Origin of the sequence: Noviherbaspirillum soli (assembly GCF_015352955.1) — a bacterium.
GTDB lineage: Bacteria > Pseudomonadota > Gammaproteobacteria > Burkholderiales > Burkholderiaceae_D > Noviherbaspirillum_A > Noviherbaspirillum_A soli.
Window position 1 is genome coordinate 76,120 of the sequence record NZ_JACYOX010000022.1, and the last position, 19,161, is coordinate 95,280.

Sequence of the window (19,161 nt, forward strand, 5' to 3'; positions counted from 1 at the left end):
TTGTCTTAGTTAGGAGTTCCACCATGTGTGGCATTGCAGGCGTCGTCTCCCAAAGCCCCGTCAACCAGCTGATCTACGATGCATTGCTGCTGCTGCAGCACCGCGGTCAGGATGCGGCGGGCATCGCGACCAATCAGGGCAACAAGTTCTACATGCACAAGGCAAACGGCATGGTGCGCGATGTGTTCCGCACCCGCAACATGCGCTCGCTGCCAGGCAACATGGGCATTGGACAATGCCGTTACCCGACCGCCGGTTCTTCCAGCGAAGAGGAAGCCCAGCCCTTCTACGTGAATGCGCCGTTCGGCATCACCCTGGCCCATAACGGCAACCTGACCAACTGGGAACAGCTCAAGATCGAGATGTTCCGCAACGATCGCCGTCACATCAACACCAGTTCCGACTCGGAAGTGCTGCTCAACGTGCTGGCCCATGAAATCCAGCAGGCAACGCTGGGTTATTCGCTGGATCCGTCGGCGCTGTTCAAGGCGGTGGCGTCGCTGCACAAGCGCGTGCGCGGCTCCTACGCGGTGGTGGCGCAGATCGCCGGCTTCGGCATGCTGGCCTTCCGCGATCCTTTCGGCATCCGTCCGCTGTGCCTGGGCGTGAATGAAACCGACGCCGGCACCGAATACCTGGTGGCCAGCGAGTCGGTCGCGCTGGAGGGACTGGGCTTCCGCTTCGTGCGCGACGTAACGCCCGGCGAAGCGATCTTCATCGACATCGACGGCAATATGGTCAGCCAGCAATGCGCGGAAAACCCGGTGCTCAATCCCTGCGCCTTCGAATTCGTCTACCTTGCCCGTCCAGACTCTGTCATCGACGGCGCCTCGGTCTACCATTCCCGCCTGAAAATGGGCGAATACCTGGCCGACAAGATCCGCCGCCAGTTCAGCGCGGGCGATATCGACGTGGTGATGCCGATTCCCGATTCCTCCCGCCCGTCCACCATCGAACTGGCGCTGAAGCTCAACCTCGACTACCGCGAAGGCTTCATCAAGAACCGCTATATCGGCCGCACCTTCCTGATGCCGGGACAGGCGATCCGCCGCAAGTCGGTGCGCCAGAAGCTCAATGCCATCGGCTCCGAGTTCAAGGGCAAGAGCGTGCTGCTGGTGGACGATTCCATCGTCCGCGGCACCACCAGCCGCGAGATCGTGCAGATGGCGCGCGACGCCGGCGCCCGCCGCGTGATTTTCGCCTCCGCCGCGCCGCCGGTGATCTTCCCGAACGTGTACGGCATCGACATGCCGACCCGCAGCGAACTGATTGCCTACGGCCGTACGGAAGAGGAAGTCTGCCGTGAAATCACCGCCGACGCGCTGGTGTACCAGGACCTGGAGGCGCTGAAACGCTCGATTTCCGACGCCAATCCGGCCATCCAGCGCTTCGAGGCATCCTGCTTCGACGGCAACTACATCACCGGCGACATTTCCCGCGACTATCTCGACCGCATCGAAACCGCACGCGGCAATGTACAGCCAACCAACGAAGACATGGTGCGTTCCCAACTGAACCTGTCGCTGGCTCCGGCCGACTGATTCTCATGCCCGAGGCCGCTGCCGGGCGGCCACGCGGCGCAACCCGCTTTTGCGAATCTGCACACCGATGAACGAGAACCACAAACCGCAGTACGGCTTCACCACCACCATCCTGCATGGCGACCGGCAAAAACCGATCGAGCACGGCTCCCTGCACAAGCCCATCCATACCTCGGTCGCCTTTGGCTATAAGGATGCACGCGAGCTGGCAGCGGTATTCCAGGGACGGCAGCCGGGCTACCGCTACGGCCGCCAGGGCAACCCCACCGTGTCGGCGCTGGAAGACAAGATCACCAAGATGGAAAACGGCTACGGCACCATCTGTTTTTCGACCGGCATGGCAGCCATCGGCGCGGTGGCGCAGGCGCTGCTGCGGGAGGGCGACCATGTTGTCTCGTCGGCCTTCCTGTTCGGCAATACCAACAGCTTGTGGCAAACCGTCGGCGCGCAGGGCGTGTCCGTATCGATGGTGGATGCAACAGAGGTGGCCAATGTCGAAGCGGCGCTGACGCCGGCCACCCGGCTGGTGTTCGTGGAAACCATCGCCAACCCGCGCACCCAGGTGGCGGATCTGGCGCGCATCGGCACCCTGTGCCGCGAGCGCGGCATCCTGTTCATCGTCGATAACACCATGACCTCGCCTTATCTGTTCCAGCCCAAGGCGGTTGGCGCGGGGCTGGTGGTCAATGCGCTGACCAAGTCGATTGCCGGCCACGGCATCGCCCTGGGCGGCAGCCTGACCGACACTGGTGTATACGACTGGACCCGCTATCCGCATATCGCCGAAAACTACAGGAAGTTTCCGCCGGTGCAGTGGGGCATGGCGCAGATCCGCGCCAAGGCGCTGCGCGATTTCGGCGGCACGCTCGGCCCGGAGGCAGCCCACCACATCGCAGTCGGCGCCGAAACCATGGCATTGCGGCTCGAGCGGGAATGCAGCAATGCGCTGTCGCTGGCCGAAATGCTCGATGCCGACGAACGCGTGGCGGCTGTCCATTATCCAGGGCTGAAGTCGCATCCACAGCATGCACTGGCCAGCGAACTGTTCCGCGCCTACGGCAGCCTGCTGAGCTTCGAGTTGAAGGATGGCATCGACTGCTTCGATTTCCTGAACCGGCTGCGCCTGGCCATTCCAGCCAGCAATCTCGGCGACACCCGTACCCTGGTCATTCCGGTGGCGCACACCATCTTCTATGAAATGGGCCCAGAGCGGCGTGCCAGCATGGGCATCGCCGAGTCCCTGATCCGGGTGTCGGTCGGCATCGAGGACAATGCCGACCTGCTGGAGGACTTCCGCCAGGCGCTCGCCGGCTAGGAGCCTGCGCGGCAGAAGGCGGCGAAGCGAAACGTGCGAAAAACGAGGACAGTTTGGTGGCACTGACAAGCCCAGGGTGGTTCCCTGGGCGCAGGTGGTGGCACCGAACTGGACCGTTTTCCCGCGCGTTGCAGCCGCCGATCCTTCTGCCGCGCAGGCTCCTAAAGCTTCAGGGCACGATCTTCTGTGCCTGTTCCCGCTCCAGCCATTTCACCGTGTGGCTGGGCACGAAATTCTCGAGCAGATCCAGCAACGCCGGCGCGCTGGGCGCATGCATCAGCAGCCGGGCATGGTCAGGGCGTACGAAGCCCTGCGTCACCAGGTGGCTGGCAAAGCCGGTCAGGCCGTCGTAGAAACCGTCGACATTCAAAAGGCCGATCGGCTTTTCATGCAAGCCGAGCTGCGCCCAGGTCGTGACCTCGAACAATTCCTCCAGCGTGCCAAAACCGCCCGGCATGGCGATGAAGCCATCCGACAAGTCGGCCATCATGGCCTTGCGTTCATGCATGTCCTTCACCACATGCAGTTCGGTCAGACCATGATGGCCGACCTCGCGTTTCATCAGCGCCTCGGGAATCACGCCAGTGGCCCGGCCGCCACCCTGCATGACGGCATCGGCGATGGCGCCCATCAGCCCGACATTGCCGCCACCGTATACCAGCCCGATGTCGCGCCTGACGAGTTCCTCGCCGAGCGCGCGGGCTGCCTGTGCATAGCGCTCGGAGGCGCCCATCGCAGAGCCGCAATAGACGCAGAGTGATCTGATTTTTTTCATTGTGATGCAACCTGACTGAATGAATTAAATGGACTTGAGTTGAATTGAACTGACTGGCTTACCTGGGGCGCTTCGAATATTCCTCGACCAGCTTCAGAAACAGCGCATGCGTATCGCCCCGCAGATACGGGCCGATCAGCGACAGCACCTGGTAACAGCCGCGCATCAGGGCTTCCGCCATGACCTGCTGCTCGGTGTACCTGCGTGGATTGAGCACGTATTCATACGACATCCAGTAACTTGCCACCACCACGATGTTCGATGCCAGCGCATCGATTTCCATATCGCTTGCCTGCAGCGCGTTGTCGCTGCGCAGGCCTTCGCAAAGCTGCCGTGCAACCAGGATCTTGTGCTTGTAGATTTCCTTGAACTGCAGTTCGAGTTTGCGGTTGCGCGAGAGCAGGTCAGACAGGTCGCGGTAGAAAAAACGATAGCGCCAGTGCAGCTCGAAAATCAGGTGCAGGTAGAGCCACACGTCTTCGATGGTCGGGCGGCGGTCCGCGGGCACCGACAGCATGCGCAGGATCTCTCCTTCGAACTGGGCAAAGATCGAGTCGACGATGTCGTCCTTGTTGCGGAAGTGGTAGTACAGGTTCCCGGGCGAAATGCCCATTTCCTCGGCAATGATGGTGGTGGTGATGTTCGGCTCGCCGAACTCATTGAACAAGCGCAGCGATAATTCCAGTATCCGTTCGCGGGTGCGGCGTGGCGCTTTTGCTTGCATTGGCGGGGAAGGGGGCGTGAACTGTCGGGTGGGGGCCTAGGATAGCATTGAAGGCGGCAATCCCGAAGCAGGAGCGCCGGCTCATGAAGCTCGCGGGCCGCTACTTCACTCCGGCATCACCACCTTGTCGAGGATATGGATGACGCCGTTGTCGGCGGCCACGTCGCTCTCGATCACATTGGCCTGATCGACCGTGACCTTGCCATTGTCGGACTTGACCGTGACGAAGTCACCCTGCGTAGTCTTGATCTGGCCTGGCTTGACTTCGGTGACCAGCATCTTGCCCGGCACCACATGATGCGCCAGCACGGCGGCCAGCTTGACCTTGTCCTTCGACAGCGCATCCCAGCTGCCTGCGGGCAGCTTGGAAAATGCCTCGTCGCTGGGTGCAAACACGGTATAGGGGCCGGTTCCCTTCAGGGTGTCACTGAATCCGGCAGACTTGACGGCCGCCGAGAAAATCTTGAGATTGGTTGCTGACGCCGCCTTGTCCACCAGGTCGGCTGCGCTGCTGGCTGCGCTGGCCACCAGCAATACTGCAGCAGCCAAATAGTTGAAAATTCTGTTCATTGCGATTCCTTTAAGGCTATGCCCGCTGCGCCGTGCATCATGCACGGAAGCATCAAGGCTCTTCCATATGGTTGCCATACAATCGAAAAGTTTCAATTGCAGCCCGGCGATGCAATGGCATTCCCGCCATGCGCAAGGGGTGACCACACGTTCATGGAAATAAATCAAACCGTCAGGACCTGCATCATTGCCATCGCATGGGCATGGCTGGCCGGCATTGCCTGTCTGTTTCTTTCATTGCAGTTCAGTCCGCCGCGCTTTTCATTCGATGCGATGGGCGGCGCGCTCTGGACTTCGGTCAAGTCCAGCCTGCTCTACGTGCTGCCGCCGCTGCTGGCGCTGGCAGCGTGGCGGTTGCGGCGGCGCAGCCTGGATGCGGCGATCGCGGTGCTTGCCGCCTGCCTGTGGATGGTGTTGACGGTGGGGTGGTGGGCGATCCACTTCAACCCGTTTCCGTGGATGGCGACGCTGCGCAACATGGTGCTGCTGCTGCCGTCGATTCTGGTGCCCTGTTTGATTTTCTGGCGGCTGCTTGCCCGGAAAGTCGCTTAAGGGTTTTCAGCCAGCGCGGACGTGCCTGATTGCCGCAATGACTTCTCCCAGTATCCTGGGATGCATGCCCAGGGCGACATGGCCAACGCCATTGAATTCGATATTGACGGCGCCGGGAAGCGACGAGGACAACTGCGGCGACACGATATTGTCCTGGTGGGAGTAGAGCGATATGAACAGGCTGCGCACCGCCGGGTCCTCCGAGCGTTCAAGACGCGCCAGCCAGGCACTGCAGCGGCCTTCGGTGGCGTTGCCGCGCCAGCGCATCTGGCGCGAATTATGGCCCGCGCCGAAGCGGGCCAGACCGGTGCCGCGGTGTGGCGTTCCCAGCGTGATGACGCGCGCCACCCGTGCCGCCCCGTGGTCGCGCAGGTACGCGCGTGCCACCAGGCCGCCCATGCTATGGCCGACGATGATGAGCTTGCTTTGCCCGGTCAAGCGGCAGATTTCCTCGATACGCGCATGCAGCGCAGGCACGAACTGGTCAATGCCGGCAAATACCGGCTCGAGGTCGATCGTGTAATGGCTGATGTCTGCCCGGCGCAAGGCGCGGCTCATGAAGTGCCAGTAGCCGCTGTTGCAGCCGTAGCCATGGACCAGCAGCACCGGCGGCAAGTCCGTCTTGCCCTGCCATTCGCGGAACGTGCAGAAGCCCATGGTCCAGGAGGACGTGATCATGGAAGCGCAGTACTCGGCCAGGAACAGGCGGATGGCCGCAGCGCGGCTGAGCTTGTGGTGATCCGGCGTTTCGCTGCGGTACAGCCAGGCCAGGCCGAAATTGTTTGCGGTAATCGCCATTCTCACCAGCAGCACCACACCGATGGCCAGCAATGCCGCCAGCAAGTGATTGCTCATGTTGAATCGTTTGATCGCGAGCAGGTAGAGCGCTGCCGCAATCAGCAACTGGACGGACAGCAGGATACGCGTGGCGCGGATGACCATATCTGAGCAGGGCGTGGTTGGAGTCGGGCTGGAACGCGGCGCCATGCGCGGCGCTCACCGGCGCAGACGCTCAGGCTGCTTTTGCGCGCTTGCGTTTGCCCAGCGTCAGAGGCAGCCTTACCAGGCGCGTGCCGGCTATCCTGTCATGCAGGAATTGGCGCTGCGGATCGAGAAAAGCCAGCATGGCCCAGATGGCGGCACTGGCACCCGGAATCAAGACCAGCATCCAGCCTTTGGCGCCGACCAGCCAGGCCGCCAGCAGGCCGGGCAGAAACCACATCCAGGCCAGCGCATAACGCAGCACCGCGTGCCAGAAGCCAACCGGGCCGCCGGCGGCGCGCTCGAGGCGGATGCGCCAGGTTTTCATCGCCAGGGTCTGTCCGCCGTGCGACCAGAACCAGGCGAAATAGACGGCAAGCACAACGAACAGCCAGATTTCCATCGCGCCCCGCAGATACAGGGCATGACGCTGCTGGGTCATCGTCGAGAACAGCCAGCCGGCAATGAAAAGAACGCCAAAGAGCAGCATTGCTTCGTAAAGCATGCAGGCAAGGCGAACGCGCAGGGAAGGTGTCGCGGGATTTTCCAAGGCCGGGGTTTATTTCGAGATGGATGGCAACAGAGGGGGTTGCTGCTCTTGTGGCTGTTGGGCTGGCTGCGGCACCGGCTGCGCGGCTTTCTTTTGCGCGTCAGGCTGCCTCAGCACTGCCTTGGAGGGTGGCACCAGCTTGCCATTGTCCTGCGCTGCAGGAGGCAGAACGGTGACACGTTTTCTGGCCAGGGTTTCTTCCGCAAGCTTGCTCTTCTGTTCTTCCGAAAGTTGCTGATACTTTTCCCACTGCGCGTTTTTTTGCTCGGGCTCCAGCCTTTTTGCACGCGCGTAGCTCTCGCGCGCGACACGGCGCTCTTCCGGACTGAGCTTGGCCCACTCGCGCATCCGTTCCTGCATGCGCGCCTGCTGATCCGGCGTCAGGCTGGAATAATGCCTGGTGAGCTCTATCCATTTTTTCTTGCGGGCGGCATCGAGCTTGTCCCAGTCTGCGGCGAGAGGGCTCAGGGCCTGTTGCTGTTCCTGACTCAAATCCTGCCAGAGCGGCTTTGCGACCGGCGCCGGCTTGGCCGGCGCGGCGGCCTTTATAAGGGTGATCGAAGGCTGCGTGCCGATGCTGTTCGAATGGGCGGCCGGCGGCAAGGCAAGCGCGCAGGCCAGAAGAGCAGGGAGAGAGCGCAGCAAACCCGTCATCCTAGTCGCCCCGCTTGGCCAGATAGGCATTGAAGCCGTGGTCCAGATAGGCATTCAGCGGCAGCTCGTCCGATAGCACCATGGCGTCGATTTCCGCCAGTTCGCTGATCCGGTGCTGCTTTTCCGCCTGGTACATGCCGACCAGGCTGGCCATCACGACTACAACAGGCAGTGCCGCCGAGAGACGGCTGAGCCAGGAAAACGGATTGCCAAGGCGTCCGCCGGCCATGCCCTGTGCCGTGGCAGTCGCTGCGTTCAGCACACGGATTGGCGCATCGGCTTTCTTGCGGGCCAGTGCCGCCTGGCGGGCGGCAGCCAGGCGGCTGGTGGTGGAGGCGGGCAGGTGTTCGAGGTTCTGATTCAGCGCGTGCCGCACCTTGTACGCGAAGTTGGTTTTTTCCATGTTCATAAACGTATTCCTTTGGCTTTCAGGGCATGAGCAAGGGCGTGTGTCGCTCGCGAGCAGTGCGTTTTCACGCTACCTTCGGAACATCCCATGATCGCGGCGGTTTCCGCGACATCCATATCCTGCCAATAACGCAGAAGAAACGCTTCGCGTTGACGTCCAGGCAGTTTTTGTACTTCAGCGTCGATCGCCTGCAGCACCTGGTCGCGCGATACCTTGTCCTCGCTGGACTCGGCTGCCTGCGTGCCTTCCTCGGCCTCGTAGTTTTCCAGCAGGTCGAAAGTCTCGTTGTCGTCGCTGTTGCCGCGCAGACCCGAAAACAGCGTGACCCATGTGCCCCTGACTTTTTCGCTACGGAAATAATCATGGATCGTATTTTGCAGGATGCGCTGGAACAGCAGTGGCAGTTCGGCAGCTGGCTTGTCGCCGTACTTCTCCGCCAGCTTGATCATGGCGTCCTGCACGATGTCCAGCGCCGCCTCATCCTTGCGCACCGCGAACGCAGCCTGCTTGAAGGCGCGGCGTTCGACGCTTTCAAGGAAGTCGGAGAGTTCTTTGTCGGAGGCCATTCAGTGCGGCACGTTCTTATTTTTTGCGGGATATGTCGGAAAGTGCAGAGCCTGCTGCTGACTGATGCGGATTTGCAATGCTGCGCATGCTAGCAAAAAAGCCTTGTATTGTGCGTATTTTTAGGTCAGAAACGGGTAAATTACCTGATTTTCGAACAATTTATCTTGACCAATAGTGCATAAGGAAGTACGGTATCGTTCCCTCGTAACTCGAGGTCGTTTCATGTCTTTCGGCGCGCGACCCATGATGATGCCGCCGACTTAGGCACGCTTCTTTTGAAAGCTGTTTGCTCTAACCCGCGCCACAAGCGCGATGAATCCGTACCAGAATGCAGCACCTCCGGCTGAACGAGTGGCGTTTAGCGTCGATTTGAACCGCATACAACCCTGCGCAACGAACCGGCGTCACCGCACAAGAAAGGGATGCCTCAGGACTGCCTTCATGTCGGTTTCGCCAGGAGAGAGCATCCGATCAATCTCCAATGGACCTTGAAAGGACTAGTATGACCCAGGAACTTACCGGCGCAGACATCGTTGTCCGCTGCCTCGCCGAAGAGGGCGTCGAACATGTGTTCGGCTATCCCGGCGGCGCCGTGCTCTACATCTACGACGCAATCTTCAAGCAGGACAAATTCCAGCACATCCTGGTACGCCACGAACAGGCTGCCATCCATGCCGCTGACGCCTATTCCCGCAGCTCCAACAAGGTCGGCGTGGCCATCGTCACTTCCGGCCCGGGCGTGACCAATGCCGTGACCGGCCTGGCAACCGCCTACATGGATTCGATCCCGATGGTGATCATTTCCGGACAGGTGCCGTCCACCGCGATCGGCCAGGACGCCTTCCAGGAATGCGACACCGTTGGCATCACCCGCCCCTGCGTCAAGCACAACTTCCTGGTGAAGGATGTGAAGGACCTGGCGGCGACGATGAAGAAGGCCTTCTATATCGCCACCACGGGCCGTCCCGGACCGGTGCTGGTGGATATTCCGAAGGACATCAGCATGCACACCTGCCCCTACGAGTATCCTAAGGAACTCGAGATGCGCTCGTACAAGCCGGTGGACAAGGGACATGCCGGCCAGATCCGCAAGGCGATGCAGCTGCTGCTGTCGGCCGAGCGTCCGATGATCTACACCGGCGGCGGCGTGATCCTCGCCAATGCCTCCCCTGAACTGAACAAGCTGGTCGACCGCCTCGGCTATCCCTGCACGAACACGCTGATGGGCCTGGGCGCATACCGTGCCTCGAGCGACAAGTTCGTCGGCATGCCGGGCATGCACGGCACCTATGAAGCCAACATGGCCATGCAGCACTGCGACGTGCTGATCGCCATCGGCGCCCGCTTCGACGACCGCGTGATCGGCAACCCTAAGCATTTCGCCTCGCATCCGCGCAAGATCATCCATATCGACATCGACCCGTCGTCGATTTCCAAGCGGGTGAAGGTCGATATTCCGATCGTTGGCAACGTCAAGGACGTGCTGCAGGAACTGCTGACGCAGCTCGACGCCGCTGATGCGCAGGCTATCCGTCCGAATCCTTCCGCGCTGGCCAGCTGGTGGGTGCAGATTAACCAGTGGCGCGAGCGCGACTGCCTGAAATACCCGACCTCGCGCGAAGTCATCAAGCCGCAGTCGGTAGTCCAGAAGGTATGGGAAGTGACGAATGGCGACGCCTTCATCACGTCCGACGTCGGCCAGCACCAGATGTGGGCGGCGCAGTACTACAACTTCGACAAGCCGCGTCGCTGGATCAATTCCGGCGGCCTGGGCACCATGGGTGTCGGCCTGCCATACGCAATGGGCGTGCAGATGGCCAATCCGGATGCGACCGTTGCCTGCATCACCGGCGAGGCATCGATCCAGATGTGCATCCAGGAACTGGCCACCTGCAAGCAATATCACCTGACGCCCAAGATCATCCTGCTCAACAACCGCTTCCTGGGCATGGTCCGGCAATGGCAGCAGATCGACTACGGTTCGCGCTATTCCGAGTCCTACATGGATTCGCTGCCCGACTTCACCAAGCTGGCCGAGTCGTTTGGCCATGTCGGCATGAAGATCGAGAACCCGAATGACGTCGACGGCGCACTGCGCGAGGCGTTCGCGATGAAGGACAGGCTGGTGTTCATGAACTTCATCACGGATCAGACCGAGAACGTCTGGCCCATGGTCAAGGCGGGCAAGGGCCTGACTGAAATGCTGCTGGGTTCGGAGGATCTGTAATGCGCCATATCATTTCTGTACTGCTGGAAAATGAAGCCGGCGCCTTGTCCCGCGTGGTCGGCCTGTTCTCGGCCCGCGGCTACAACATCGAAACCCTGACGGTTGCGCCGACCGAAGATGCAACGCTGTCGCGCATGACCATCGTTACTTCGGGGTCGGATGATGTGATCGAGCAGATCACCAAGCATCTGAACCGGCTGATCGAAGTCGTCAAGGTGGTCGACCTGACCGAAGGCTCGCACATCGAGCGCGAACTGATGCTGATCAAGGTGCGCGCAGTGGGCAAGGAGCGTGAAGAGATGAAGCGCACCGCGGACATCTTCCGCGGCCGCATCATCGACGTCACCGAGAAGACCTACACCATCGAACTGACCGGCGCCAAGAGCAAGCTCGACGCCTTCATCGACTCCATCGATCGCAGCGCCATTCTCGAAACCGTGCGCACCGGCGGCTCCGGCATCGGCCGCGGCGAACGCATCCTCAAAGTTTAACCAGCCACACACTACCCATATCTTAGGAAGATCATGAAAGTTTTCTACGACAAAGACTGCGACCTGTCCCTGATCAAGGGCAAGAACGTCGCCATCATCGGCTACGGCTCCCAGGGTCATGCCCATGCGCAAAACCTCAACGATTCCGGCTGCAAGGTTACCGTTGGCCTGCGCCGCGGCGGCGCTTCCTGGAACAAGGTGCAGGCTGCGGGCCTGAACGTGGCTGAAGTCAACGAGGCGGTCCAGGCTGCCGACGTGATCATGATTCTGCTGCCGGACGAGAACATCGCCCAGGTCTACAACGAGAACGTTGCGCCCCACGCCAAGGAAGGCGCCGTGCTGGCCTTCGCCCACGGCTTCAACGTCCACTACGGCCAGGTCGTGCCGCGCGCCGACCTCGACGTGATCATGATCGCGCCGAAGGCGCCGGGCCACACCGTGCGTTCGACTTATGCCCAGGGCGGCGGCGTGCCGCACCTGATCGCCGTCTACCAGGACAAGTCCGGCAATGCCCGCGACATCGCGCTGTCCTATGCAATGGCCAACGGCGGCGGCCGCGCCGGCATCATCGAGACCAACTTCCGCGAAGAGACCGAGACCGACCTGTTCGGCGAGCAGGCCGTTCTGTGCGGCGGCACCGTCGAACTGATCAAGGCTGGCTTTGAGACCCTGGTGGAAGCTGGCTATGCGCCGGAGATGGCTTACTTCGAATGCCTGCACGAGCTCAAGCTGATCGTCGACCTGATCTACGAAGGCGGCATCGCCAACATGAACTACTCGATCTCCAACAACGCGGAATACGGCGAGTATGTCACCGGCCCGCGCGTGGTGACCGAAGACACCAAGAACGCGATGCGCCAGTGCCTGAAGGACATCCAGACCGGCGAATACGCCAAGAGCTTCATCCTGGAAAACAAGGCCGGCGCGCCGACCCTGATTTCCCGCCGTCGCCTGAATGCAGAGCATGAGATCGAGCAAGTTGGCGCCAAGCTGCGCGCGATGATGCCGTGGATCGCCAAGAACAAGCTGGTGGATCAGTCCAAGAACTAATCGGCTTTTGCCTCTACAAAAAGCTGTGCGTCCGCGCAGCTTTTTTTTCGTCCATTTTTCCCACGGAGTCACCATGAAAAGACACGCCATGCTCATGCTGTCAGGCGCCAGCCTGCTGTGCACCGCCGCGCTGGCGCAGACCCCCGCCATGCAGCCGGTTCAGACCAGCGGCACGCTGGTCATCGTGCCGGCATCGGGCGAGGTCCGCCATGGCAATGATGAAGCGGTGCTGACATTGATGGTGGAGGAGCAGGACAAGGACAAGGCTGCCGCGGCGTCGCGCGTGAATCAGAAGATGAAGCAGGGCGCCGACATCGTGAAGCGGCAGGATCCCTCTGCCGTGCTGCAGACCCGCGGCTATTACACCTATCCGGTCTATCCCGAAGGGCAGCCGCAGCCAAGGCCGGCCGGTGCCAGGCTGCAGCCAGTGGGCTGGCGGGTAGGGCAGTATCTGGATGTGACCACGACCAACCTGGCGGGCCTGCCGGCCACCGTGGCGGCAAGCCAGAAGATGCTGGCGCTGAATGGCCTGCGCTTCGGCCTGTCGGCGGGCACTGCGAAGAAGCTCGACGAGCAACGCATCGCCGCCACCTACGTCAACCTGAACGAGCGCATTGCCGCGATTGCCAGGGCCATGGGCCGCAATCCGGCAGACGCCGTGCTCGCTACCCTCGACTTCGAAGGATCGGGCAACTACCTGCAGCAGGATGCCGCACCGAAGGCCATGCGCGCTGCCGCAGTCCAGGAAATGCAGGCCGTGGAAGAGCCCAGCTTCGAGCCGGGTGAAACCACGCTGCAAATGCGGGCGGTCGGCAAGGTGCGCTTTCGTTGAGTCCGCAGGCGTTACTTTTGGGCAGCCCTCGTCTAGAATAGCGGCGCTTCTCTATAATCCAGCTTTTGCCCGCCGGAACGCTCGAGCGCCGTATCGCCAGGCTGGTAGGCCGAGAGCGCTCTATCTTTCCCGAGTCTGCCTTGCCAGTCTGGTTCGCGGGCGCCCGATGCGGCCGCGACGGAACGCTCGCATCACATTAAAACGGAATCGCTATGGCTACATTCAACCGGCGCAAGCCCAAAGGCAATGTCACGCAGTTCCCCAAGGCGCCGCGCTCCCTGCGGCATGGGCTGCGTCGCGCGCCGCCGGAGGCAGCAACGGCCGACGATGTCGTGATCCGGCGCCGGCGCGGCATCTACCTGCTGCCCAATGCCTTTACCACTGCGGCATTGTTCTTCGGCTTCTATGCCATCGTCATGGCGATGAACCTGAAGTTCGACCAGGCCGCAATCGGCATCTTCGCCGCGATGGTGCTGGATGCGGTCGACGGCCGCGTCGCGCGCCTCACCAACACCCAGAGCGAATTCGGCGCGCAATATGACAGCCTGGCCGACATGGTGTCCTTCGGCGCCGCGCCGGCGCTGGTGATGTATGAATGGTCGCTGCGCGGCCTGGGCAAATGGGGCTGGCTGGCGGCCTTCGTCTACTGCGCCGGCGGCGCATTGCGGCTGGCGCGTTTCAATACCAATATCGCCGTGGTCGACAAGCGCTATTTCCAGGGCTTGCCCAGCCCGGCAGCGGCGGCGCTGGTGGCCGGCTTCATCTGGCTGATGGACGACCTGCGTTTCGTCGGCAACCAGCTGACCTGGGCCGCGTGGGGCATTACCCTGTTCGCCGGCCTGACCATGGTGACCAACGTGCCGTTCTACAGTTTCAAGGACGTCAATTTCCGCAAGTCCGTGCCTTTCATCGCGATATTCGTGATCGTGCTGGTATTCGTCGCAATCTCCAGCGACCCGCCCAAGGTGCTGTTCGGCCTGTTCATTCTGTACGGGCTGTCGGGCTACATCATTTTCTTCTGGCGCCTGCTCAAGGGCAAGCCGGTCAGCATCGTGCAGACCAAGCCGGAACATGACGGCGCCGAAGAGCGGGAATAAACTGCATTCTTTCATCGACCGCAGCTTCATCAATCGACATCAACAGGAGAGCAGCCATGGCCGCCAACCCAGAAAAACTGATCATCTTCGACACCACGCTGCGTGACGGCGAGCAGTCGCCAGGCGCGTCGATGACCAAGGATGAAAAGATCCGCATCGCCCGCCAGCTCGAGCGGCTGAAGGTGGATGTCATCGAAGCCGGCTTCGCCGCTTCCTCGCAAGGCGATTTCGAAGCGATCAGGGCCATCGCCGGCTTGATCAAGGACTCCACCGTCTGCTCGCTGTCGCGCGCCAATGACCGCGACATTGCGCGCGCCGCCGAGGCGCTGGCCGCCGCGTCGCGCAAGCGCATCCACACCTTCATCGCCACTTCGGCGCTGCACATGGAGAAGAAGCTGCGCATGACGCCGGACCAGGTGCATGAGCAGGCCAGGCTGGCAGTGCGCTTTGCGCGCCAGTTCACCGACGACGTCGAGTTCAGCCCGGAAGACGGCAGCCGCTCCGACATGGACTTCCTGTGCCGGGTGATCGAATCGGTCATCGACGAAGGCGCCACCACGATCAACTTCGCCGACACCGTTGGCTATGGCGTGCCCGAGCTGTACGGCAACATGATCCGCACATTGCGCGAGCGCATTCCCAATTCCGACAAGGCGATCTGGTCGGTGCATTGCCATAACGACCTCGGCATGGCGGTCGCCAACTCGCTGGCCGGCGTGATGATAGGCGGCGCGCGCCAGGTCGAGTGCACCATCAATGGCCTGGGCGAGCGTGCCGGCAATACGGCGCTGGAGGAAATCGTGATGGCGGTGCGCACCCGGCGCGACCATTTCAACCTGGAAGTCGGCGTCGATGCGAGCCAGATCGTGCCGACCTCCAAGCTGGTGTCGCAGATCACCGGCTTCGCGGTGCAGCCCAACAAGTCGGTGGTGGGCGCCAACGCCTTCGCCCATGCCTCCGGCATCCACCAGGACGGCATCCTGAAGGCACGCGACACCTACGAAATCATGCGCGCCGAAGACGTGGGCTGGACCGCCAACAAGATCGTGCTGGGCAAGCTGTCCGGGCGCAATGCGTTCAAGCAGCGCTTGGAAGAACTGGGCATCAAGCTCGACTCGGAAGCCGAAGTCAATGCCGCATTCAGCCGCTTCAAGGAACTGGCGGACCGCAAGGCCGATATCTTCGACGAAGACATCATGGCGCTGGTGTCGGACGAGCAGCAGTCGCATGAAAACGAGTATTACCGTTACGTGTCGCTGTCCCAGCATTCCGAAACCGGCGAGCGCCCCGCAGCGCGCGTGGTGTTTTCGGTCGATGGGCGCGAAGTCAGCTGCGAGGGGCAGGGCAACGGCCCGGTCGACGCGATCGTCAATGCGATCGAGTCCAATACGCAGAGCGGCGCCGAGCTGCTGCTGTTCTCGGTGAATGCGATCACCACCGGCACCCAGTCGCAGGGCGAGGTGACGATGCGCCTGTCGAAGTCGGGCCGCATCGTCAACGGCGTCGGCGCCGACCTCGACATCGTGGTGGCCTCGGCCAAGGCCTACTTGTCCGCGCTTAACAAGCTGCATTCCAAGACCGAGAAGCTCAACCCGCAGCTTTGATCGAATCGGCGCGAAGGCGACGAAGCGGTCACGCCCGCCTTCGTTGCCTCCTTGTTCCGTGCTATGGTTGTTGCGAATTTGTTACGTGGTCCGGCGCTTAATGGACCTTACTTGTTCGCAACTCGCCAGCCGGTCGCCGTGCCGGCTGCAATGACGGCTTATGACTCATATCGTTATCCTGGGCTGTGGTTTCGGTGGCCTGGAAGCCGCGCGTGGACTGGCACGCGCCGATGTACAAATCACGCTGATCGATCGCAGCAATCATCATCTTTTCCAGCCCCTGCTGTACCAGGTCGCCACTGCAGGCTTGTCCGGCCCGGCCATTGCCGCGCCGATCCGCCACATTCTGGCGCGCCAGCGAAATCTGACCACGCTGATGGGTTCCGTGACGTCGGTGGATATATCAAGGCGCATGGTGCAGTTGAACGACGGCGCCACCATCCCCTATGACTACCTGATCGTCGCCACTGGCTCGACGCACAGCTACTTCGGCAATGATCAATGGGCGGAGGTGGCGCCGGGATTGAAGACGCTGGGCGATGCCTTCGAGATCCGGCGCCGCATCCTGATGAGCTTCGAGCATGCGGAGCGTGAACTGGACGAGGAGGCCAGGGCGCCCTGGCTGACGTTCGCCGTCGTCGGAGCGGGCGCCACCGGCGTGGAAATGGCCGGCACCATGACCGAAATAGGGCAGTACACCCTGAACGGCGAATATCGCCGTATTGACTCAAGGAAGGCCCGTGTCGTGCTGATCGAAGGAAGCGACCGGGTATTGCCGCCGTATCCGCCAGACCTGTCCGAAAAGGCGAGAAAGCAGCTCGAGCGCCTGGGCGTGGAAGTGCGCACCGGCTGCCGCGTCACGGCAATCGACAGGGATGGCGTCACCTTCACCAGCGCCAACGGCGAGGAACGGCTGCATGCGAAGACAGTGATCTGGTCGGCCGGCGTTGCGGCATCCCCGATCGGCAAGACGCTGGGCGTGGAACTGGACCGTGCCGGCCGGGTTCCTGTCAGCCCGGACCTGACCATTGCCGGCCATCCGGAGGTCTACGTGATAGGCGACCTGGCCGCCGCCAAGTCCGAGGGCCAGCCGGTGCCCGGCGTATCGCCGGCGGCCAAGCAGATGGGACGAACGGCCGCCCGCAACATCCTGCTGCACATGCAGGGCAAGCCGGCGGAAACCTTCCGCTACAAGGACTATGGCTCGCTTGCAACCATAGGCCGGAAGTCGGCGGTCGCCAAGGTCGGCAACATCAAGTTTTCCGGCCTCCCGGCCTGGCTTTTCTGGCTGTTCGTGCATGTCTATTTCCTGATCGGCTTTCGCAGCCGCCTGATGGTGCTGACCGACTGGGCCTGGGCTTACTTCACCTTCAAGCGCAATGCCAGGCTGGTAGTGGGAACCGAAGAGGAACCTGATGCGCTGGAAGCAGGCGCTGCGGCCCATCGCAGGCGCGCCAGCCAGGAAACCTGACCATCAGCATCAGGGCAGTCGCTGCAGCACTCTTGTGCGGTTGCCATTACAATCAGTTTCCTTTTCAACCCCGGTCTTACCGACTTTTTTGATGGACATTCCATGCGCGCTATAGAAATCACCCAGCCAGGAGCCCCCGAAGTCCTGCAGTTATGCGAACGCCCCATGCCTGTGGCCAAGCCAGGCGAGGTCATCATCAAGGTGCATGCCGCCGGCATCAATCGTCCCGATGTATTTCAGCGCACGGGCAACTATCCGGTGCCGCCGGGCGCATCCGACCTGCCTGGGCTCGAAGTGGCCGGCGAGATCGTCGATGGCGATCTTGGCAATAGCGGTTTCTCCAAGGGCGACATGGTTTGCGCGCTGGTGCAGGGCGGTGGCTATGCCGAGTACTGCGCTGCACCGGTGGAGCAGTGCCTTCCGGTGCCCAAAGGCATGTCCGCGGTCGAAGCCGCCTCGCTGCCGGAAACCTTTTTCACTGTCTGGAGCAATGTGTTCGATCGCGGCAACCTGAGCGAAGGCGAAACCCTGCTGGTGCAGGGCGGCACGTCGGGCATTGGTGTCACTGCGATCCAGCTGGCGACCGCGATGGGCCACAGGGTGTTCGCCACCGCTGGATCGGACGACAAGTGCCGCGCCTGCGAAGAACTGGGCGCCGAGCGCGGCATCAATTACCGCAGCGAGGACTTCGCGGAAGTCGTGAAGGCCGCAACCGGCGGCAAGGGCGTGGACGTGGTGCTGGACATGGTTGCCGGCGACTACCTGCCACGCGAAGTCAGCTGCCTGGCCGATGACGGCCGCATCGTCATCATCGCGCTGCTCGGCGGCGCAAAGGCCAATGTCAGCCTCGGCGACGTGCTGCGCCGTCGCCTCACCATCACCGGCTCGACCCTGCGGCCGCGTCCGGTCGCATTCAAGGCTGCCATCGCTGCAAAGCTCAGGCAGAACGTCTGGCCGCTGCTGGAGTCAGGCAAGATCAAGCCGGTAATCTACAAGACTTTCCCGCTGGCGGAAGCGGCCCAGGCGCATACGCTGATGGAGTCGAGCACGCATGTGGGCAAGATTGTGCTCGAGGTGATTTAAGAGGCTCGCAGCCGTTCGTAGCGGTTGCGACGAACTGGGCCGAAGTTCAGGTTACGAATCAGCCCCATTCACTTTTCGACAGTGTCAAGGCGGCCGAAGCGGGCTGCCTTGACGCGGACAATCCATGGCGGATAAGGACCCAGGCATACGAACGTTTGAATCGCTTACCAGAGCCAACCTGTCGGTTCGATTTACCCCGCTGATAACTAGGCAGACCAGTCCCAGGCCTCACCTAGCCACTGAAATTTCTCCGCCTTCCGATCCGGCGACAGCAAATACTGGCGCCTCAAAGCCGGCATTACGCACCGTCGTCAAGGCATGTCCGCCTGTAAGCATGAAAGTTTTACTTGGGCCTTATCAGGCCAATATAAGGATTTTTCAGAGCCCGGCATGGCTGCTTGAGGAGCAGCACAACCTTAATGAGAAAAGCGGAAAACATCCTGCCGGAAAAAACCTCGTTGCAGCCGCTCAATCCCTGCTTGATCTATGCCGCTTCATAGAAATTCTGCTCAGCAAAATCTATTGGGAAAAATCTGCGTCATCTAGGGCGTGTCATCAATTAAGCCAGACAACAACGGCAGCAAGATGGATGGCGCCGAGGAAGTTGCGGGCGGTCTTATCGTAGCGGGTGGCAATGCTGCGATATTGCTTGAGTTTGTTAAAGAATT

Annotated in this window: 20 protein-coding genes; 11 read left to right on the forward strand and 9 right to left on the reverse strand. The window is 61.5% G+C overall.

Going from position 1 to position 19,161, the window contains the following annotated elements; all coding sequences use genetic code 11:
- The first annotated feature begins 23 nt into the window (after positions 1-23).
- Both purF and IGW04_RS15785 read left to right on the forward strand, forming a co-directional pair.
- Positions 24-1,541, forward strand: a complete 1,518-nt coding sequence (gene purF, locus IGW04_RS15780) for an amidophosphoribosyltransferase (RefSeq protein ID WP_194714041.1) — start codon at positions 24-26, stop codon at positions 1,539-1,541.
- 67 nt (positions 1,542-1,608) lie between these two features.
- Positions 1,609-2,856 (forward strand): cystathionine gamma-synthase family protein, encoded by a 1,248-nt coding sequence (locus tag IGW04_RS15785; protein WP_194714042.1) that lies wholly within the window; start codon positions 1,609-1,611, stop codon positions 2,854-2,856.
- Between the two features lie 169 nt (positions 2,857-3,025).
- On the opposite strand, the gene IGW04_RS15790 is transcribed toward IGW04_RS15785, so the two are convergent.
- The 3 genes from IGW04_RS15790 to IGW04_RS15800 form a co-directional block, all read right to left on the reverse strand.
- Positions 3,026-3,622 (reverse strand): LOG family protein, encoded by a 597-nt coding sequence (locus tag IGW04_RS15790; protein ID WP_194714065.1) that lies wholly within the window; start codon positions 3,620-3,622, stop codon positions 3,026-3,028.
- A 67-nt stretch (positions 3,623-3,689) separates the two neighbouring features.
- Positions 3,690-4,355 carry a TetR/AcrR family transcriptional regulator gene (locus tag IGW04_RS15795; RefSeq protein ID WP_194714043.1) on the reverse strand — a complete coding sequence of 222 codons (666 nt, stop codon included), beginning with the start codon at positions 4,353-4,355 and terminating at the stop codon, positions 3,690-3,692.
- Positions 4,356-4,460: 105 nt separating this feature from the next.
- Positions 4,461-4,925: a fasciclin domain-containing protein gene (locus IGW04_RS15800; protein WP_194714044.1), complete on the reverse strand. Its 465-nt coding sequence runs from the start codon at positions 4,923-4,925 to the stop codon at positions 4,461-4,463.
- Between the two features lie 153 nt (positions 4,926-5,078).
- Between IGW04_RS15800 and IGW04_RS15805 the strand changes: the two genes are divergently transcribed.
- The gene (locus IGW04_RS15805; RefSeq protein ID WP_194714045.1) at positions 5,079-5,477 is read left to right on the forward strand and encodes a hypothetical protein; all 399 of its coding nucleotides are present in this window, start codon (positions 5,079-5,081) and stop codon (positions 5,475-5,477) included.
- A gap of 6 nt (positions 5,478-5,483) precedes the next feature.
- Here IGW04_RS15805 and IGW04_RS15810 read toward each other — a convergent pair whose 3' ends face one another.
- From IGW04_RS15810 to IGW04_RS15830, 5 genes are read right to left on the reverse strand one after another with little or no spacing between them, the layout of a single operon-like run.
- Positions 5,484-6,464: an esterase/lipase family protein gene (locus tag IGW04_RS15810; RefSeq protein ID WP_228527129.1), complete on the reverse strand. Its 981-nt coding sequence runs from the start codon at positions 6,462-6,464 to the stop codon at positions 5,484-5,486.
- A gap of 25 nt (positions 6,465-6,489) precedes the next feature.
- Positions 6,490-7,008: an RDD family protein gene (locus tag IGW04_RS15815; RefSeq protein WP_194714046.1), complete on the reverse strand. Its 519-nt coding sequence runs from the start codon at positions 7,006-7,008 to the stop codon at positions 6,490-6,492.
- Between the two features lie 9 nt (positions 7,009-7,017).
- Positions 7,018-7,662 carry a DUF3106 domain-containing protein gene (locus IGW04_RS15820; RefSeq protein WP_228527130.1) on the reverse strand — a complete coding sequence of 215 codons (645 nt, stop codon included), beginning with the start codon at positions 7,660-7,662 and terminating at the stop codon, positions 7,018-7,020.
- A 1-nt stretch (position 7,663) separates the two neighbouring features.
- The gene (locus IGW04_RS15825; RefSeq protein ID WP_194714048.1) at positions 7,664-8,071 is read right to left on the reverse strand and encodes a DUF3619 family protein; all 408 of its coding nucleotides are present in this window, start codon (positions 8,069-8,071) and stop codon (positions 7,664-7,666) included.
- The gene (locus IGW04_RS15830) at positions 8,068-8,637 is read right to left on the reverse strand and encodes an RNA polymerase sigma factor (RefSeq protein ID WP_194714049.1); all 570 of its coding nucleotides are present in this window, start codon (positions 8,635-8,637) and stop codon (positions 8,068-8,070) included. The genes IGW04_RS15825 and IGW04_RS15830 overlap by 4 nt, the downstream gene beginning before the upstream one ends.
- Before the next feature lie 503 nt (positions 8,638-9,140).
- Between IGW04_RS15830 and IGW04_RS15835 the strand changes: the two genes are divergently transcribed.
- The 8 genes from IGW04_RS15835 to IGW04_RS15870 all read left to right on the forward strand — a co-directional run bounded on the left by IGW04_RS15835 (position 9,141) and on the right by IGW04_RS15870 (position 18,493).
- The gene (locus tag IGW04_RS15835) at positions 9,141-10,865 is read left to right on the forward strand and encodes an acetolactate synthase 3 catalytic subunit (protein ID WP_194714050.1); all 1,725 of its coding nucleotides are present in this window, start codon (positions 9,141-9,143) and stop codon (positions 10,863-10,865) included.
- The gene (gene ilvN, locus IGW04_RS15840; RefSeq protein WP_194714051.1) at positions 10,865-11,356 is read left to right on the forward strand and encodes an acetolactate synthase small subunit; all 492 of its coding nucleotides are present in this window, start codon (positions 10,865-10,867) and stop codon (positions 11,354-11,356) included. The genes IGW04_RS15835 and ilvN overlap by 1 nt, the downstream gene beginning before the upstream one ends.
- A gap of 33 nt (positions 11,357-11,389) precedes the next feature.
- Positions 11,390-12,406, forward strand: a complete 1,017-nt coding sequence (gene ilvC, locus IGW04_RS15845; protein WP_194714052.1) for a ketol-acid reductoisomerase — start codon at positions 11,390-11,392, stop codon at positions 12,404-12,406.
- Positions 12,407-12,479: 73 nt separating this feature from the next.
- Entirely contained in the window at positions 12,480-13,238 is a 759-nt protein-coding gene (locus tag IGW04_RS15850; protein ID WP_194714053.1) for an SIMPL domain-containing protein, read from the forward strand.
- A gap of 212 nt (positions 13,239-13,450) precedes the next feature.
- Positions 13,451-14,335, forward strand: a complete 885-nt coding sequence (pssA, locus tag IGW04_RS15855) for a CDP-diacylglycerol--serine O-phosphatidyltransferase (RefSeq protein WP_194714054.1) — start codon at positions 13,451-13,453, stop codon at positions 14,333-14,335.
- A gap of 56 nt (positions 14,336-14,391) precedes the next feature.
- The gene (locus IGW04_RS15860; protein ID WP_194714055.1) at positions 14,392-15,939 is read left to right on the forward strand and encodes a 2-isopropylmalate synthase; all 1,548 of its coding nucleotides are present in this window, start codon (positions 14,392-14,394) and stop codon (positions 15,937-15,939) included.
- A 160-nt stretch (positions 15,940-16,099) separates the two neighbouring features.
- Positions 16,100-17,410 carry an NAD(P)/FAD-dependent oxidoreductase gene (locus IGW04_RS15865; protein ID WP_194714056.1) on the forward strand — a complete coding sequence of 437 codons (1,311 nt, stop codon included), beginning with the start codon at positions 16,100-16,102 and terminating at the stop codon, positions 17,408-17,410.
- Between the two features lie 102 nt (positions 17,411-17,512).
- Positions 17,513-18,493: an NAD(P)H-quinone oxidoreductase gene (locus IGW04_RS15870; protein ID WP_194714057.1), complete on the forward strand. Its 981-nt coding sequence runs from the start codon at positions 17,513-17,515 to the stop codon at positions 18,491-18,493.
- Between the two features lie 555 nt (positions 18,494-19,048).
- Here the strand turns inward: IGW04_RS15870 and IGW04_RS15875 are convergent.
- The coding region (locus IGW04_RS15875) for a transposase (RefSeq protein ID WP_194713700.1) at positions 19,049-19,161 on the reverse strand (113 nt) is incomplete at its 5' end.

Excerpts from the sequence above, each read along its gene's own strand:
- IGW04_RS15860 (WP_194714055.1), top strand. The coding sequence starts at position 14,392 with ATGGCCGCCAACCCAGAAAAACTGATCATCTTCGACACCACGCTGCGT.
- IGW04_RS15810 (WP_228527129.1), bottom strand. The coding sequence starts at position 6,464 with ATGGCGCCGCGTTCCAGCCCGACTCCAACCACGCCCTGCTCAGATATG.
- IGW04_RS15850 (WP_194714053.1), top strand. The coding sequence starts at position 12,480 with ATGAAAAGACACGCCATGCTCATGCTGTCAGGCGCCAGCCTGCTGTGC.
- ilvC (WP_194714052.1), top strand. The coding sequence starts at position 11,390 with ATGAAAGTTTTCTACGACAAAGACTGCGACCTGTCCCTGATCAAGGGC.
- IGW04_RS15830 (WP_194714049.1), bottom strand. The coding sequence starts at position 8,637 with ATGGCCTCCGACAAAGAACTCTCCGACTTCCTTGAAAGCGTCGAACGC.
- IGW04_RS15805 (WP_194714045.1), top strand. The coding sequence starts at position 5,079 with ATGGAAATAAATCAAACCGTCAGGACCTGCATCATTGCCATCGCATGG.
- IGW04_RS15865 (WP_194714056.1), top strand. The coding sequence starts at position 16,100 with ATGACTCATATCGTTATCCTGGGCTGTGGTTTCGGTGGCCTGGAAGCC.
- pssA (WP_194714054.1), top strand. The coding sequence starts at position 13,451 with ATGGCTACATTCAACCGGCGCAAGCCCAAAGGCAATGTCACGCAGTTC.
- IGW04_RS15820 (WP_228527130.1), bottom strand. The coding sequence starts at position 7,662 with ATGACGGGTTTGCTGCGCTCTCTCCCTGCTCTTCTGGCCTGCGCGCTT.
- IGW04_RS15825 (WP_194714048.1), bottom strand. The coding sequence starts at position 8,071 with ATGAACATGGAAAAAACCAACTTCGCGTACAAGGTGCGGCACGCGCTG.
- IGW04_RS15795 (WP_194714043.1), bottom strand. The coding sequence starts at position 4,355 with ATGCAAGCAAAAGCGCCACGCCGCACCCGCGAACGGATACTGGAATTA.
- ilvN (WP_194714051.1), top strand. The coding sequence starts at position 10,865 with ATGCGCCATATCATTTCTGTACTGCTGGAAAATGAAGCCGGCGCCTTG.
- IGW04_RS15800 (WP_194714044.1), bottom strand. The coding sequence starts at position 4,925 with ATGAACAGAATTTTCAACTATTTGGCTGCTGCAGTATTGCTGGTGGCC.
- IGW04_RS15835 (WP_194714050.1), top strand. The coding sequence starts at position 9,141 with ATGACCCAGGAACTTACCGGCGCAGACATCGTTGTCCGCTGCCTCGCC.
- purF (WP_194714041.1), top strand. The coding sequence starts at position 24 with ATGTGTGGCATTGCAGGCGTCGTCTCCCAAAGCCCCGTCAACCAGCTG.
- IGW04_RS15870 (WP_194714057.1), top strand. The coding sequence starts at position 17,513 with ATGCGCGCTATAGAAATCACCCAGCCAGGAGCCCCCGAAGTCCTGCAG.
- IGW04_RS15785 (WP_194714042.1), top strand. The coding sequence starts at position 1,609 with ATGAACGAGAACCACAAACCGCAGTACGGCTTCACCACCACCATCCTG.